At 63.3% G+C, this 14,691-nt stretch carries 14 protein-coding genes and 1 pseudogene; 6 read left to right on the top strand and 9 right to left on the bottom strand.

The annotated features are described in order from the left end of the window. Positions 1-5 precede the first annotated feature (5 nt). Positions 6-1,625 carry a murein biosynthesis integral membrane protein MurJ gene (gene murJ, locus WG900_RS18110; RefSeq protein ID WP_339969434.1) on the bottom strand — a complete coding sequence of 540 codons (1,620 nt, stop codon included), beginning with the start codon at positions 1,623-1,625 and terminating at the stop codon, positions 6-8. A gap of 25 nt (positions 1,626-1,650) precedes the next feature. After that, positions 1,651-2,169 (bottom strand): protein-export chaperone SecB, encoded by a 519-nt coding sequence (gene secB, locus WG900_RS18105; RefSeq protein WP_339969432.1) that lies wholly within the window; start codon positions 2,167-2,169, stop codon positions 1,651-1,653. Positions 2,170-2,415: 246 nt separating this feature from the next. Here secB and WG900_RS18100 point away from each other — a divergent pair, with 246 nt between their 5' ends. From WG900_RS18100 to WG900_RS18090, 3 genes are read left to right on the top strand one after another with little or no spacing between them, the layout of a single operon-like run. Continuing rightward, positions 2,416-3,084 carry a Tim44/TimA family putative adaptor protein gene (locus WG900_RS18100; RefSeq protein WP_339969430.1) on the top strand — a complete coding sequence of 223 codons (669 nt, stop codon included), beginning with the start codon at positions 2,416-2,418 and terminating at the stop codon, positions 3,082-3,084. Positions 3,085-3,094: 10 nt separating this feature from the next. Beyond that, positions 3,095-4,300, top strand: coding sequence for a murein transglycosylase A (mltA, locus tag WG900_RS18095; protein ID WP_339969428.1), 1,206 nt, complete (start codon positions 3,095-3,097; stop codon positions 4,298-4,300). Continuing rightward, a complete protein-coding gene (locus tag WG900_RS18090) occupies positions 4,301-4,888 on the top strand; it encodes a Smr/MutS family protein (protein ID WP_339969426.1) in 588 nt (195 codons plus the stop codon). It begins immediately after the preceding gene. A 17-nt stretch (positions 4,889-4,905) separates the two neighbouring features. Here WG900_RS18090 and WG900_RS18085 read toward each other — a convergent pair whose 3' ends face one another. Further along, the gene (locus WG900_RS18085) at positions 4,906-6,300 is read right to left on the bottom strand and encodes a serine hydrolase domain-containing protein (RefSeq protein WP_339969424.1); all 1,395 of its coding nucleotides are present in this window, start codon (positions 6,298-6,300) and stop codon (positions 4,906-4,908) included. A 158-nt stretch (positions 6,301-6,458) separates the two neighbouring features. Between WG900_RS18085 and WG900_RS18080 the strand changes: the two genes are divergently transcribed. Both WG900_RS18080 and WG900_RS18075 read left to right on the top strand, forming a co-directional pair. After that, complete coding sequence (locus tag WG900_RS18080) at positions 6,459-7,109, top strand: DUF47 domain-containing protein (RefSeq protein WP_339969422.1); 651 nt, start codon at positions 6,459-6,461, stop codon at positions 7,107-7,109. Positions 7,110-7,133: 24 nt separating this feature from the next. Continuing rightward, positions 7,134-8,132, top strand: coding sequence for an inorganic phosphate transporter (locus WG900_RS18075; protein ID WP_339969420.1), 999 nt, complete (start codon positions 7,134-7,136; stop codon positions 8,130-8,132). A gap of 223 nt (positions 8,133-8,355) precedes the next feature. On the opposite strand, the gene rimO is transcribed toward WG900_RS18075, so the two are convergent. Further along, complete coding sequence (gene rimO / locus WG900_RS18070) at positions 8,356-9,738, bottom strand: 30S ribosomal protein S12 methylthiotransferase RimO (protein WP_339969418.1); 1,383 nt, start codon at positions 9,736-9,738, stop codon at positions 8,356-8,358. 71 nt (positions 9,739-9,809) lie between these two features. Here rimO and WG900_RS18065 point away from each other — a divergent pair, with 71 nt between their 5' ends. Beyond that, positions 9,810-10,226 carry a DUF1761 domain-containing protein gene (locus tag WG900_RS18065; RefSeq protein ID WP_339969416.1) on the top strand — a complete coding sequence of 139 codons (417 nt, stop codon included), beginning with the start codon at positions 9,810-9,812 and terminating at the stop codon, positions 10,224-10,226. A gap of 11 nt (positions 10,227-10,237) precedes the next feature. Here the strand turns inward: WG900_RS18065 and WG900_RS18060 are convergent, their stop codons facing one another. The 5 genes and pseudogenes from WG900_RS18060 to WG900_RS18040 form a co-directional block, all read right to left on the bottom strand. Continuing rightward, the gene (locus WG900_RS18060) at positions 10,238-11,077 is read right to left on the bottom strand and encodes a M23 family metallopeptidase (protein WP_339969414.1); all 840 of its coding nucleotides are present in this window, start codon (positions 11,075-11,077) and stop codon (positions 10,238-10,240) included. Then, positions 11,074-11,835, bottom strand: a complete 762-nt coding sequence (gene surE / locus WG900_RS18055; protein ID WP_339969412.1) for a 5'/3'-nucleotidase SurE — start codon at positions 11,833-11,835, stop codon at positions 11,074-11,076. The genes WG900_RS18060 and surE overlap by 4 nt, the downstream gene beginning before the upstream one ends. Then, positions 11,835-13,112: a serine--tRNA ligase gene (gene serS / locus WG900_RS18050; RefSeq protein WP_339969410.1), complete on the bottom strand. Its 1,278-nt coding sequence runs from the start codon at positions 13,110-13,112 to the stop codon at positions 11,835-11,837. Before serS ends, surE begins: the two co-directional genes overlap by 1 nt. Positions 13,113-13,174: 62 nt before the next feature. Then, on the bottom strand, positions 13,175-13,381 hold the full coding sequence (locus WG900_RS18045) for a YgaP family membrane protein (protein ID WP_339969408.1): 207 nt from the start codon (positions 13,379-13,381) through the stop codon (positions 13,175-13,177). 473 nt (positions 13,382-13,854) lie between these two features. Further along, a pseudogene (locus WG900_RS18040) lies at positions 13,855-14,037 on the bottom strand (transposase); the annotation flags it as partial. Between the last annotated feature and the right edge of the window lie 654 nt (positions 14,038-14,691).

Below are 14,691 nucleotides of genomic sequence, written 5' to 3'. Positions count from 1 at the left end.
GGGTGTTACTCTACTTCCAAAATCTCGTCGTCAGACTTGTTGCGCTTGGGACGGCGGCGCTTGAGCAGCTTCACGAGGTCCTCGTCAAGTGCGCCGGAAATCCATGCGACGGCGAAGAAAACCACCATGCCAAGGCCAACCAGCGCGGAAAGCGACCAGACGCGGTCGAACACCGAACCGGCATAGCGGTCTGCCATCAGCGGCATGGCCCACCACAGCGCCACGCCCATCGCAGCGGTCGCCACCAGTTGGCGCGCGATGCGGCCGCCCAGCTTCGCGGTGAAGCGGAACCAGCCGCGCTTGTGCAGCATGGCATAGAGCAGCAGGCAGTTGAGGCTGGCCGAAGCGGCAGTCGCGGCGGCGAGGCCGACAATGCCATAGCGGTTCACGACATAGAGGTTCACGGCCACGTTGAAGATCAGCGAGGTCAGCGCGGTCCACACCGGGGTGCGGGTATCTTCCCGCGCGAAGAAGCCAGGGTTGAGGATCTTGACCACGACATAGGCCGGCAGTCCAGCGACAAGCGCGACGACAATGTTGGCCATGATCGCGCCGTCAGCAGCGGTGAACTTGCCGCCCACGAAGAACGCAGTGCAGAAGGCCGGGGCGCAGACGGCCAGCGCCACGGCGGCGGGCAGGGTCAGCAAGGTGGCAATCTCGAACGCGTTGGTCTGCAGCCGCTGCGCTTCCTTCGCATCGCCAGTGTGGATGTGGCGCGACAGCATCGGCAGGATCGCCGTGCCCAGCGCAATGCCGACAATGCCCAGCGGCATCTGGTTGAGCCGGTCCGCCAGCTTGAGCAGCGACAACGAGCCCTGCGGCAGCGAGGTGGCGAAGAACGTGTCGACCAGCTGGCTGATCTGATAGATTCCCGCGCCGAATGTTGCTGGCAGGATCAGCGCGCCCATGCGCCGCACTTCGGGGGTGAGTTTGGGCATGGTGACCTTGAGCCGCACTCCGGCGCGGCGGCTTTCCCACCAAAGATAGAGGAACTGCGCGACGCCCGAGAGCGAGACAGCGCCGGCCAGGCAGTAGCCCACCACGGTATCGTCCGTGCTGCCGCCGCGCATTTCGCGCCCCAGCAGGATGCCGCTGATCAGGAAGATGTTGAGCAGCACCGGCGCAAAGGCCCCCGGGCCGAAGCGCGAACGGGCATTGAGCAGGCCCGAAAGCATGGCGACGAGGCTGATGAAGAACAGGTAGGGGAAGGTCATGCGGCTGAGCAGGACCGAAAGCTCGAACTTGCCGGCGACATTGCCGTATTCGCGCGCCAGCAGCCAGACGATGCCGGGCATGAACACCATGGCCAGCGCGCTGAAGCCGAACAGCACCCAGACGAACACCGCAAGCACGTCGTCAGCGAACTTCTCTGCCGCTTCCTCGCTGCCGGGTTTGCCGTCGGAGCCATGGAGCGCGCGGCTGTACATCGGCACGAAGGCTACGCTGAACGCGCCTTCGGCAAACAGCCGGCGGAACGTGTTGGGCAAGGTGAAGGCGAGCTGGAACGCGTCTGCCACCAGCCCGGCGCCAAGCACGCGGGCCAGCAGCATGTCACGGGCAAAGCCGAAGACGCGGCTGATCGCCGTCAGCCCGCCAATCGTCCCGACGTTCCTGATGAGGCTCATGCCGGAACGCCCTCCTTAGCGGTTATCAGGCGTTGCCTGCCGGCTCGGCCTGCGCGGTGTCCTGCGCGGCGGCAAGCTGCTGCGCATAGAGACCGTTGAAGTCGATAGGGTCGAGCATCACCGGCGGGAATCCGGCATCGCGCACGGCATCGGAAATGATGCGGCGGGCGAAGGGGAACAGGATGCGTGGCGCTTCGGCGTAAGTGAAGGCGTGCATGGCTTCGGCGGGAAGTCCGCGCATGCCGATCAGGCCGCAATAGGTCAGTTCGACGATGAAGGCGGTGCCGGCTTCGTGCTTCGAGGTGAGCTGGATGCGCAGCTTCACTTCGTGGATTTCGCCTTCAACCTGGTCGGCCTCGACGTTCATCTGCACGTCAAGCTGCGGCGCGTCCTGCCACTGGAATGACATCGGCGAATTGGGGTTCTCGACCGAAAGATCCTTCACATACTGCGAAATGACGCCAGCGGCGGGGCCGGTGTCTTCGCCGTTGGGGACGGGCGAATCGAGATCGAGGTCGGTGATGACGTTGCCTTCGTCGGCCATTTTTCGAAGTTCCTGCAAAAATTGGGAGGGATCGGTTGCCGGCGCGCCTAGCATCGCGCGCGAAAGGCGGCAACCTTCCGATGTGTTGCTACCCCCCGGGGCAGCCCCGTGACTTCTAGGCATCAACTGGACGCGAAATCGTGCCTTAATGTCGCTGTCCACGCGTTGTTCATTTGTCAACGATACCTATCTGGGGTTAGGAAGAGCCAACACGCGTGCTTGCGCGCCTGGAATGAAAGTCCTGCTGTGACCGTTCAGATTGTAATTCTTGCCCTCATCGCAGCCTTCCTTGGTCTGCGTCTCTATTCGGTGCTCGGCCGCCGCGCAGAGCACGAGGAAGAGACGATTTCCGGCCGCGTTGATGGCGCTGCCGATTCCAAGGTCACGCAATTGCCGCTGCCCAAGCCGGGCGACCGCGCGCAGGGTCCGAATGGCCAGTTGCGCGAAATTCCGGGGGTTCTTGCTCCCGCTGAACGCGCGCTGCGCGAAATCGCCGCTGCCGATCGCCGGTTCGACCTGATGACCTTCCTTGCCGGCGCTGAGGGTGCCTATCGCATGGCGCTCGAAGCGTTCTGGCGCGGTGACAAGGAAGACCTGTCGCACCTGTGCGATTCCGATGTTTATGAAGGCTTCAGCGGCGCCATCGATGCGCGCATTGCCGCTGGCGAAGTGCTCGACAACCGCCTCGTGCGCGTCGAGGAAGCCGTGGTGGTCGATGCCAGCTACAATGCGCCGATGGCCCGCGTCACCGTGCGCTTCACGTCCGACATTGCCGCTGTCACCCGCGATGCCAATGGCAACGTGGTTGCCGGTTCGCTGACCGACGCGGTTGAGGCGATCGACATCTGGACCTTCAGCCGCAACCTGAAGTCCGCCAGCCCGGACTGGCTGATCGACGAAACCGACGAAGGCTGAGGCAGCGCTGGTGGGGGGCTGGTTCGGGCGGATTGCCGCCATCGCTGCGATCACCTCGCTCTCTGCCTGCAAGATCATCCCCGACGCGGCCGGGCCGGCGAACTATCCGGTCGTCAATGTCCCCGTAGTTCCGCCGCCGGCCGCCACCGCAGCCCAGCTTGGCGTGCGCGCCGGCCCGGCCATCGATACGTTGAACCTGTCCGGCGGGCGCGCCACGAGCGCCTTGCGCTCGTTCTTCGAAAGCTGCCCGCGCCTGCTGACCCGTACCGACACCAGCGGACTGACGCGAAGTGCCGACTGGAAAGCGGCCTGCGACGCAGCGAAGACATGGCCGGCCATTGACGCGCCCGGATTTTTCGCGCGCCATTTCGAAGCGGCGAAGGTTGGCGAGGGCAGGGCCTTCACCACAGGCTATTACGAGCCAGAGATTGCGGGCACCCGCACGCCGCAGCCCGGCTTTGCCGTGCCGGTCTATCGCCTGCCGCCTGACCTGATCCGCGCCTGGCCAGCCGAAACCCCGCTCGAACAGCGCACCGGCACCCCGCCGCTGGGCCGCTATGACGAGACGGGCAAGTTCGTGCTCTACCACGACCGTGCGGCCATCGAGGACGGGGCGCTGGCCAACAAGGGCCTTGAGATCGCTTACGCCGCCGATGCAATCGAGTTCTTCTTCCTCCAGATTCAGGGCTCCGGCCGCCTGCTCGCGCCGGACGGCACAGTCATGCGGATTGGTTATGCCGGACAGAACGGGCGCGACTACGTGGGCATTGGCTCATTGATGCGCCAGCGCGGTCTGGTCGGCGGGACGGGGCAGTATCCCACCTCGATGCAGGGGCTGATGGCGTGGCTGCGGGAGAATCCCGAAGGCGGCAAGGCCATCATGCGGGAGAACCTATCGTACATCTTCTTCCGCGAGATTACCGGCGACGGCCCGCTGGGCGCGCTGGGCGTGCCGGTGCGCGGGCAATCGAGCGTGGCTGCCGATCCAGCCTTTACCCCGCTGGGTGCGCCGGTCTGGCTGTCGGTTGACCGGCCAGAGGCCAGCGGACTTTGGGTGGCGCAGGACACAGGCGGCGCGATCAAGGGCGCAAACCGCTTCGACACGTTCTGGGGTGCCGGCCCGACCGCGCGGCAGATTGCCGGCGGCATGACCGGGCGCGGCGAGGCGCTGCTGTTCCTTCCCAAGGGCACATTGGCGCGTCTGGGCGCGCAGTAAATGAAACCCCCGCGCGGCCTGACTGCGGAAGAGGCCGCGCTGTGGTCGCGCGTGGCCGCGACGGTAAAGCCGCTTCGACCGTTGCGAAAGGCAGCGGCGGCCACCGCTCCCGTCGCACCGGAGGGCAAGGGGAAGGCCCCGCCGCCGCCTCTGCCGGTCAAGCGCAAGGCAGCAATTCGTCCGTTCAGCCCGCCGCCGGTGCAGCCGCCGCGCGACCCTCCGGTGGCAACTCACCACGGCCTCGACGCCAGTTGGGACCGCAAGTTGGCGCAGGGCACTGTCGCGCCCGATTTCACTATCGACCTGCACGGCCATACGCTCGACACGGCGTGGAACCGGCTTGAACATGGGCTCATGCTGGCGGAAAGTCAGGGCGCGCGGGTGATTCTCGTGGTTACCGGCAGGCCGCGCCCGGTGGATCGCGGCGCGGCGCATTCGGGCGGCCAGCGCGGCGTGATCCGCGCCAAGTTGCTCGACTGGCTGGCGGCAGGCAGCCATTCTTCGCGGATCGCGGCAGTGCGCGCAGCCCATCGCCGGCATGGCGGGGCGGGCGCGCTTTATCTGGTGCTCAGGCGGGCCAAAGTGTGAGCCCCCGAGCCTAGGCCTCAATCGGTCAACATGAACTGCTCCCAGCGGCCCTTATCGCCGGGTTCGGCATAAGTGCTCAGGTACATGGTCCGCGATGGCCAGGTGACCTTGTAGACCCGGTTGACGAAGCCGCCGCGCAGGCGGGGGGAGCGGGTCGGCTCGATCGAAGTCGGTTTGCCCAGTTTGACCAGCGAATCACGGTAATCGCCCAGCGCGGTCGGGGTGAAATAATAGCGCGCGCTTTCGGTGAAGCGCAGCGGTTCGAATTTGCCTTCCGCCAGCGCGGCAAGATCGTCGCGGGCATCTTCGGTGCGCGCAGCCTCGGGCACGCTGGCCTGCGCATTGGCCGGCAGGATGATCTCGGTCACGGCATCGTTGATCTTGGTCTGTGCGCCGCCAAAATCGGCGTTGGTCAGCACGGTCACCGCCGCGCGCGTGTCAGGCCAGACGCGGTTGAGCGACAGGAACCCCACCGATGCGCCGCCATGATCGACCAGCGTGCGCCCGTTTGCCGTCACGCGGAACACACCAAGCCCGTAATTGCTGTTGATGCCATTCGTCAGGATCTGCGGGCGCTCCATCTCCTCCCAGTCTTCCCGTGGCAGCAGCGTCCGGTCGATCCGGGCGATGTTCCATTTGGACAGCTCTTCGGCCGACATGGCCAGTTCGCCCGCCGCCCACAGCCAGCCGCGCGCTGCCGGTTTTACCGGGCGCACCGGGCCAAGGGCGAAGCGTTCGTGCCCTACGGGGAACGCCGGACCATGCGTCGAATCGAGCGGCACAGGGCTGATGCCAAGCGGTTTGAACAGCTTCTGTTCGAACTGGTACCACAAGTGCGCGCCGCCGACCTTTTCGGCGATCATTCCCGCCACGACATAGCCGGTGTTCGAGTACTGCCAGCGCGTGCCGGGTTCATAGTCGAGCGGCTTCTTTGCCCAACGATCGACGATGCCGCCGGGCGCAGTTGGTTTTTCCATCGCCGCGAAGGAATAGTCCTGCGGCCAATAATCCTGCAGACCCGACGTGTGATTGAGCAACTGCCGCAGGGTAATGCGGTCCGCCCCGGTCACCTCGGGCATGTACTTGGCGACCTTGTCATCCAGGCTCAGCTTGCCCTCGTCCTCAAGCAGCAACATCAGCGCACCGAGAAACTGTTTGGAGATCGAGGCGATCTGGAAGCGCATGTCGGCTCGGGCCGCCGGCTGGCTGCCCGATGCCTTGCCCCAGGCCTTTGACAACACGATCCTGCCGTCCCGCACCACGGCCACCTGTGCCGCCGGAACGCCGGTTTCGGCCAGCACCTTTGTGACAGCGGCATCGATCTTCGCCGATTCCTCAGGAGTAAGCGCCTGGGCGAGGACGGGGAGCGGGGCGAGCAGGGCGGCGATGGCCGCGAGCGATGCAATCTTCATGGGGGCGGAGCGTAACCGGGCCAGCGGATTAGTCCACATCGCAGTTTGTCGCGCCATTGTCACAGGACTGTCATGAAACTAGCCCGTGCGCGGATAGGATCGATTCGGACCACTGCAGTGAGCCGGCCTGGCTCTGGCCAGCGTTTCGAGGGGGATGCATGATGTTTGCTTGGTTCCAGCGTTTGTTGCCGAAATCTGGCGATTTTTACGAGCTGTTCGAAGGCCACGGCGCCAACATTGTCGCAGCCGCCATCGCGCTGGACGGACTGGCGCGCGGGCAGGGCGATCCCCATGTCGCCATCGCCACGATCCGTGACCGCGAGCATGACGCCGACGACATCATCCGCAAGACCCTGCACGAGGTACGCCAGACCTTTCTCGCGCCTTTCGACCGGGGCGCGATCACCTCGCTGATCGGCGCGATGGACGATGTCATTGACGAGATGCAGTCGGCCGCCTCGGCCATTGAGCTTTACGAATTCTCGGCCTTTGACCCGCACATGCAGGAAATCGCCGGGATCGCGCTGTCCGCCTCGAACATCATCGCCGAGGCCCTGCCGATGCTGCGCGATCTAGAGAAGAATGGCGAACGCCTGCACAAGCTGACCGGTGAACTGGTCAGCCTCGAAGGCAAGGTCGACCTTTTGCACGATGCCGGGATGAAAGAACATTACCAGCGCGCCAAGGGCGGCGGCAAGACGCTGGATTTCATCGTCGCCAAGGAAATCTACAAGCACCTCGAACGCATCGCCGATGCCTTTGAAGATGTCGCGAACGAGATTGACTCGCTCGTCATCGATCACGCCTGATCACGCCCGCACAGGAGAACGGCAATGCACGAGCTTGCCATGCCCTTGCTTATCGGCCTCGTCATCATGGCGTTGGCTTTCGACTTTCTCAACGGCTTGCACGATGCGGCCAACTCGATCGCGACCGTGGTCTCCACGCGCCTGCTGTCGCCGGTTGCTGCCGTGGTCTTTGCCGCTGTCGGCAACTTTGCCGCCTATTGGCTGGTCGGGCTGCACGTGGCGGAAACCATCGGCAAGGGTATCATCGATCCCGATACGGTGACCCCGGCAGTCGTGTTTGGCGCGCTGGTCGGGGCCATGTTCTGGAACATCGTCACCTGGATCAAGGGCATACCATCCTCGTCCAGCCACGCACTGATCGGCGGCTTGCTGGGCGCCGGCATTGCGCATGGCGGCACCGAAGCAGTCGGTGGGCCCAAGACGATCGAGACATTCCTCGCAATCTTCATGTCACCGCTGCTCGGCATGGCAATTGCCATGGCGCTCGTCCTGCTGACCTCGTGGATCTTCCGTGCGTTTCAGCCGCGCAAGGCGGAGAGCGTGTTCAAGGTGATGCACCTGTTCTCGTCCGCCGCCTATTCGGTCAGCCACGGCGGCAACGATGCCCAGAAGACCATGGGGATCATCTCGGTGCTGCTCTATTCGACCGGACATCTGAGCGGCGGTTTCCATGTGCCCGGCTGGGTGGTCCTGTCGTGCTATGGCGCGATCGCGTTGGGGACGCTGTCGGGCGGCTGGAAGATCATCAAGACGATGGGCACGGGCATTACCAAGCTCAATCACCACACCGGCTTCTGCGCCAGCACCGCGGGATCGATTGTAGTCTTCGGCGCATCGTCGGTCGGCATCCCGATCTCGACCACTCACGCCATCACCGGTTCGGTGATCGGCACCGGCGTTGCCCGCCGGGCCAGCGCGGTACGCTGGGGCGTGGCGGCGAACGTGGTCGCGGCCTGGTTCATCACCATCCCGATGAGCGGCCTGGTCGGCGCAGGCTTCTATATGCTGACCAAGCTATTCTGAGGCGGTTTGCTTTGGCCAGTTGAACGGGGCCGGGCGTATGTCTGGCCCCTTTTCGTTGCTCCAATCCGCTGAACCAAAAAAAGGGCCCGGTCCTTGCGGGCCGGGCCTTTGAAAAGTCTTTTTGGGAGAGGATGCCTGAAAGGCCCGTCCCTTATGAGTAGCAAATCGAAATGCTGCAAGTGCGAAAAGAGCGGCAGCAATTGCGTTCTTTGCAACTGAGCGTTCAGTTTCCTGCAATCACACCATAGAGGTCGTGCGCGTCCGAATCTTCGATCAGCGCCTGAACCACGTCACCGGGGGCAAGGGCCGCGGGCACTTCGCGCAGGTACACCGCGCCGTCGATCTCGGGCGCATCGGCCTGGCTGCGACCGGTTGCGCCGATGTCGCCGTCTTCGTCAGGCTCACCCACTTCGTCGATGATCACCGGGATCGTCCGTCCGACCTTGGCGGCGAGCTTGGCGGTGGAAATGCGCTCGGTCACTTCCATGATCCGGGCATAGCGATCTTCCTTGACCGCTTCGGGCACGGGATCGGGCAAATTGTTCGCCGCCGCGCCTTCGACAGGTTCGAAACGGAACGCGCCGACGCGATCTAGCTGGGCTTCCTCCAGCCATTGCAACAGATATTCGAAGTCCGCCTCGGTCTCGCCGGGGAAGCCGACGACAAAGCTGGAGCGGATCGCGATGTCAGGACAGATCGCCCGCCATGCTGCGATGCGTTCCAGCACCTTGGCCTCGTTTGCCGGACGCTTCATCGCGCGCAGCACGCTGGGGCTGGCGTGCTGGAACGGAATGTCGAGATACGGCGTCACCAGCCCTTCGGCCATCAGCGGGATCACCGCATCGACGTGGGGGTAGGGATAGACATAGTGCAGCCGCACCCACGGCGGGGTGCCATCGGGGCAGCGCAGGTTGCCCAGCTCGCGGGCAAGGTCGGTCATGTGGGTACGGACCGGGCGGCCCTTCCACTGGCGCTCTTCATGCCGCACGTCGACGCCATAGGCCGAGGTATCCTGACTGATCACCAGCAGTTCGCGCGTTCCCGCCGCAACCAGCTTTTCCGCCTCTCGAAGCACGGCATCGATACGCCGGCTGGCGAGTTTGCCGCGCAGGCTGGGGATGATACAGAAGGCGCAGGCGTGATTGCAGCCCTCGGAAATCTTGAGATAACTGTAGTGGCGCGGGGTCAGCTTGACGTCGGTTTGCGGCACCAGATCGATGAAGGGCCCCTGCGTCGGCGGCGCGGCTTCGTGGACGGCTTCGACCACGGCTTCGTACTGGTGGGCACCGGTTACTGCCAGCACGGCGGGAAACTTGGCGCGGATGACGTCCGCCTCGTTGCCCATGCAGCCGGTCACGATTACGCGCCCGTTTTCGGCAATCGCCTCGCCAATCGCGGCGAGGCTTTCTTCCTTGGCGCTGTCAAGGAAGCCGCAGGTGTTGACCAGCACGACATCGGCCCCGGCATAGTCGGGGCTCATCGCATAGCCATCGGCGCGCAATTTGGTGAGGATACGCTCGGAATCGACGAGCGCCTTCGGGCAGCCGAGGCTGACCATGCCGATCTTCTTCTGATCGGGAATCGTGGAGGGGATTAAAGAGGACATGGGCGCGGCCCCTACACCCGAATGGCGCGATTGGCCATTGCCAAGCGCGGGCGATGCGGCAAGATCGGCCAATGGAACCCATCAACTGGCTCGCAGTGATCCTTTCAGCCAATCTGGCCGTGGCGATCGGCTTTGTCTGGTACGGCCCGCTGTTCGGCGGAGCGGCGATGTTCGGGCGAATGGCCGGACAGCAGGTGGGGACGCGCGGCAAGGGGCCAGTCAGCGGCATGCTTGGCGCGATCCTGCTTCAGGCGCTGTCGGCCTTGATGCTCGCTCACGCCTTTGCGCGGATCGGCGCGGCAACGCTGGCGGTGAAGCCGTGGCTTTACTGGATGCAGGCAGGCGGCATTGCCTTGGCTTTTATTGGGCCGGCGCTGTTCATTTCCTATGCCCGCCACCGCCTGCCGATGCGCGAGGCGCTGGTCGATGCGGGCTTCTGGCTGGTGGTCTATCTGGCGACGGGCACGGTGTTCTGGGCCTTGGACTGACGGCTAGGCTATCAATCGCGCTCAGGCAGCAGCAGTTCGGGATCTACAGGCAGGTTATAGCGCCGCACTTCGAAGTGCAGTTCGGTGCGCTTGGTCTCGCCCGTATCGCCCAGCAGGCCGACGCGTTCGCCGGCCTTTGCGCGGTCGCCCTTCGTCACGGTAACTTTTTGCAACTTGGCATAGGCGCTGTGCCAGCCCTTGCCGTGGTCGATGACTACCAGGTTGCCGAATTTCTTCGGTTCATACCCGGCATAGACCACGCGGCCGGCAGCGACGGCGCGCACTGCGCTGCCCATGTCTCCGGCAAGGTCGATGCCCGTGTGGGAATTGCGTGATCCTGTCGGGGTAAAGCCGCGAATCACGGCGCCGGGCGCGGGCCAGCTGAACTTCAAGCCATTCGGCGCGGTTGCCAGCGACGGTGCTGCCGGGACGCCGCCCGGCTTGGCGGCGGGGCCGGGCGGCGGCGACGGGACATTGGCAATGGTCGGGATGGCCAGCTTTGTGTTGACCTTTACCCGCTTCTTCGGATCGATCGAATTGGCCGTGGCGATGGCATCCCACGGCACGCCATATTGCAGGGCAATGGCAAAGCCGGTCTCACCCGCCTTCACCGTATGGCTGCGGCGGCGCGGGATGACGAGCTTCTGGCCGGCCTTCAGAGCATAGGGTGCCTTCAGGCCGTTCGCCTCGATAATCAACACGCGAGGTACGACTGCGCGCTGCGCTACGCCCCCCAGCGTTTCTCCGGGCTTGACGACGTGGACTGTCTCGCTCGCCGGGTCGCTGTCCTGCGCCAGCGCAGTTCCGACAGGAACCGCGAACATCAGGGCGAGAACAGCAAAGCGTTTCATCCAAAGCGTTCCTTGAGCATGGCGAGCGAGGCATCGTGCGTGAGGTCGAGCTGCAATGGCGTGACCGAGACGTAGCCGTCGGCAATCGCCTCAAGGTCGCTGTCGTGGCCGGGGGTATGCTCGATCCCGTCCAGACCGAACCAGAAGTAGCGATAGCCGCGCGGGTCCATGCCTTCGACCACCGAACCACGCGCATAGTCATGGAAGCCCTGCCGCACTGCGCGAATACCCTTCACCTCGTTTGCGGCCAGCGCCGGGAAGTTGACATTGACCAGAGTACGCGGGGCGAATGACACGTCAATAAGGGATTTCAACAGTTTGGGCCCCCATTCCTCGGCCGCGGCGAAGGAAACTTCGTCGCCTATGCCTTCCTTGGAATAGACTTGGCTGAAGGCGATCGAGCGCACGCCGGCCAGCGCGCCTTCGATGGCTGCGGATACCGTGCCCGAATAGGTTACGTCATCGCCCAGGTTCGCGCCGCGATTGACGCCGGACAGGATCAGGTCGGGTGGGGCGGGGAGGACCTTCTTTAGCCCCATGGTCAGCGCGTCAGTCGGCGTGCCACTCACCGAAAAGCGCCGCTCGGCGTGCTTGTGCAGCCGCACCGGGCGGGTGAGGGTAAGGCTGTGCCCCGCGCCCGACTGCTCCTCGCTTGGCGCGCAAATCCATACATCGTCGGAAAACTGCCGCGCAATCCGCTCCAGCACGTTGAGCCCGGGGGCGTTGATGCCGTCGTCGTTGGTCAGCAGGATGCGCATTACGGCACCAGCCGCGTCACGCCGCCCATGTAGGGGAGCAGCGCGGCGGGCACGTCGACCGAGCCGTCTTCCTGCTGGTAATTCTCAAGCACGGCCACCAGCGTACGGCCAACGGCAAGGCCCGAGCCATTGAGCGTGTGGACGAACTCGGGCTTGGCCTTGTCACCCGCCGGGCGATAGCGCGCATCCATGCGCCGCGCCTGAAAGTCGCCGCAGTTGGAGATCGAGCTGATTTCGCGGTAAGCATCCTGTCCCGGCAGCCAGACTTCGAGGTCGAAGGTCTTGCGTGCGGTAAAGCCCATGTCACCGGCGCAGAGCAGGACCTTGCGGTAGGGCAGTTCAAGCGCTTCGAGGATCGATTCCGCCGCCTTGACCATCCGCTCATGCTCGGTCTCGCTATCCTCGGGACGGCAGATGGTGACCAACTCGACCTTCTCGAACTGGTGCTGACGGATATAGCCGCGCGTATCGCGACCGGCCGCGCCGGCTTCGGACCGGAAGCAGGGCGTGAGCGCGGTCATGCGAAGGGGCAGGGAGGCCTCGGGAAGTATCTGCTCGCGCACGGAGTTGGTGAGCGACACTTCGGCAGTCGGGATCAGCCAGCGTCCATCGGTGGTCTGGAACAGGTCCTCGGAAAATTTGGGCAGCTGACCGGTGCCGAAAGCTGCCTCGTCACGCACGAGCAAAGGAGTTGCACACTCGGTGTAACCGTTTTGCACCGTCTGCTGGTCAAGCATGAACTGCCCCAGCGCCCGCTGCAGCCGTGCCATCTGGCCGCGCAGAAACGTGAACCGCGCACCGGAAAGCAGGGCACCAGTCTCGAAATCGAGACCCAGCGCCGGGCCAAGATCGGCGTGTTCTTTCGGAGAAAAATCAAAGGATCGCGGGGTTCCCCAGCGCGAATCCTCGACATTATGGCTATCGTCCTCGCCCTCAGGCACGTCTGCGGCGGGAATATTGGGATGCCGGGCCAGCGCGTCCTGCAGTTCGGCAGTCAGCTCGCGGTCTTCTTGTTCCCATTCCTGAAGCGTGTTCTTGAGCCCGGAAACCTCGGCTTTCAGCGCTTCCGCTGTGTCCTTGTCGCCCTTGCCCATGGCCGCGCCGATGGCCTTCGAAGCCTCATTGCGGCGGTTTTGCGCCTCCTGCATCTTGGTCGCCACGGCGCGGCGCGCGCTGTCCAGCACCAGGATCGGGCCGGACTGCGGTTCAACACCACGGCGCGCCAGACCGGCGTCAAAAGCTTCGGGATTCTCGCGGATCAGTCGGATATCGTGCATGGCGCTGCGCTATGCCGCGCAGGGCCATGCAGTGCAAGCATGCTTCCCTAAATCCAGAGGGCCTACTTGCGCGGGCAGGTGCTCATGCCAACGATCGAATAGAGCGGGCACGTGCTGAGGAGCCCGGTGGCGAGTGGGATCAGGCCCAGCCAGCCCCAGTTGCCTACGGGCAAACCGAGGCGGTCTCCGACGAAAACGAGTGCGATTAGCATGACCCCTATGGCGATGCGCAGAGTGCGGTCGATACCGCCGACATTGCTCTTGAACATGACAAGTTCTCCTTCCAGAACGCAGCCTGTTTCGGCGCTGCCGCCCTTCGGCGCATTGATACGTATCAATTGCTGGAAGAAGGCGGAAATGGTGGGCGCGGCAGGAATTGAACCTGCAACCCCACCCGTGTGAAGGGTGAAATAGCTCTAGGAACTACGGATTTCCGCCATTCCATTAAAGAACAGAAGGGGTTTATGTCAGGAACGAAGCGAAATCTGCTGTCCATTTGCTGACCATTCCCGATATCATCTGAATTGGTTTGCGACCGAAGAGATGCGATGCGGCAGCTGCGTCCTAGACACGAAATAGCCTTGGATCTGCCGTGCTCCCTTGATTGTTAAATGTCAGAGGTTGAGTCCGGCTCCTTCATTGACGGTCCCCCGGCTTCGTGTCCGGGTTCAAGTTTAGCCTCCGGCCTTCATGCCGGGGTTAACCCCGGCAGACGAAGTAAATTCGGCTGGTGTCATCCAGCCAAACTGAGGTCGGTAACCGGTCGCTTGAGCTGCCGGATCTCATCCTCCCGTTGCTTGAGCCGTTGTAACTCCCCAACGCCCAGCCCGCCGTACAGCTTCTTTCAACGGCAAAAGGTCTGCTCCGAAATCCCCATCCGGCTGATCACTTCCGCCACAGGCGTGCCGGTCTCCGTCTGCTTCATCGCGTAGTCAATCTGCCCTTCGGTATATCAACTAATCTTCACGGCATGCTCCTTCAGCATCAAAAGTCACACTACTGAAAAGCTCTCATTCAAACCGGCGGATGAAATCGGGGGGACGTCAGATCATCAGGTTGGGAACGAAGTCTCGTGCCTACTGGAGCGGTGATTCCGTCGATCAGCGCTGTGAAAGGATGACAGCCTGCTCAGGTCCTTTCAGGTCAGGCCTTGTTTCCCCAGGGTTGGGAGATTTTTTGGAATACCTGAAGGTCGCTTCATTGGGTGAGCCGGCATGTGAATTCCGGTGCTTCGCAATAGGAACGCTCTTTAGCCACTTGAAGGGTACCACGCGCTTTTCACGCTCGACCTGCCGCGCAGACGTGGATCATGGAAATCCACAAATCTCGGATTTTCGGAGTTCGGTAACTCCACTGTGTAGTGAGAGAGGCAAGCGACTTTTGTTCGCTAATGGACTTTGTTGCGTAATTGAGGCTGAGGGATTCCTCGAGGGAATCAAATGTGTTAATGGCTGGTGATGCCCAAACCTGTTCCATATGTGGACGGCTCCCTCTTGCAAGAGGCTGAGCAGAATATTTTGATCGGATCGCTTGCTTCCATATGTACGGCCTTTGGGTGCGACCACATATAGTCGCTGGC

It is taken from the genome of Novosphingobium aquae (assembly GCF_037572715.1).
In the GTDB taxonomy this organism is placed as follows: Bacteria; Pseudomonadota; Alphaproteobacteria; order Sphingomonadales; family Sphingomonadaceae; genus Novosphingobium; species Novosphingobium aquae.
The sequence above is the reverse complement of the archived record's forward strand: the minus strand, read 5'-3'. Positions and strand labels throughout refer to the sequence as shown.

Coding starts and splice junctions, on each gene's coding strand:
- murJ (WP_339969434.1), bottom strand. CDS start 1,625: ATGAGCCTCATCAGGAACGTCGGGACGATTGGCGGGCTGACGGCGATC.
- secB (WP_339969432.1), bottom strand. CDS start 2,169: ATGGCCGACGAAGGCAACGTCATCACCGACCTCGATCTCGATTCGCCC.
- WG900_RS18090 (WP_339969426.1), top strand. CDS start 4,301: ATGAAACCCCCGCGCGGCCTGACTGCGGAAGAGGCCGCGCTGTGGTCG.
- WG900_RS18085 (WP_339969424.1), bottom strand. CDS start 6,300: ATGAAGATTGCATCGCTCGCGGCCATCGCCGCCCTGCTCGCCCCGCTC.
- WG900_RS18080 (WP_339969422.1), top strand. CDS start 6,459: ATGATGTTTGCTTGGTTCCAGCGTTTGTTGCCGAAATCTGGCGATTTT.
- WG900_RS18075 (WP_339969420.1), top strand. CDS start 7,134: ATGCACGAGCTTGCCATGCCCTTGCTTATCGGCCTCGTCATCATGGCG.
- rimO (WP_339969418.1), bottom strand. CDS start 9,738: ATGTCCTCTTTAATCCCCTCCACGATTCCCGATCAGAAGAAGATCGGC.
- WG900_RS18065 (WP_339969416.1), top strand. CDS start 9,810: ATGGAACCCATCAACTGGCTCGCAGTGATCCTTTCAGCCAATCTGGCC.
- WG900_RS18060 (WP_339969414.1), bottom strand. CDS start 11,077: ATGAAACGCTTTGCTGTTCTCGCCCTGATGTTCGCGGTTCCTGTCGGA.
- surE (WP_339969412.1), bottom strand. CDS start 11,835: ATGCGCATCCTGCTGACCAACGACGACGGCATCAACGCCCCCGGGCTC.
- serS (WP_339969410.1), bottom strand. CDS start 13,112: ATGCACGATATCCGACTGATCCGCGAGAATCCCGAAGCTTTTGACGCC.
- WG900_RS18045 (WP_339969408.1), bottom strand. CDS start 13,381: ATGTTCAAGAGCAATGTCGGCGGTATCGACCGCACTCTGCGCATCGCC.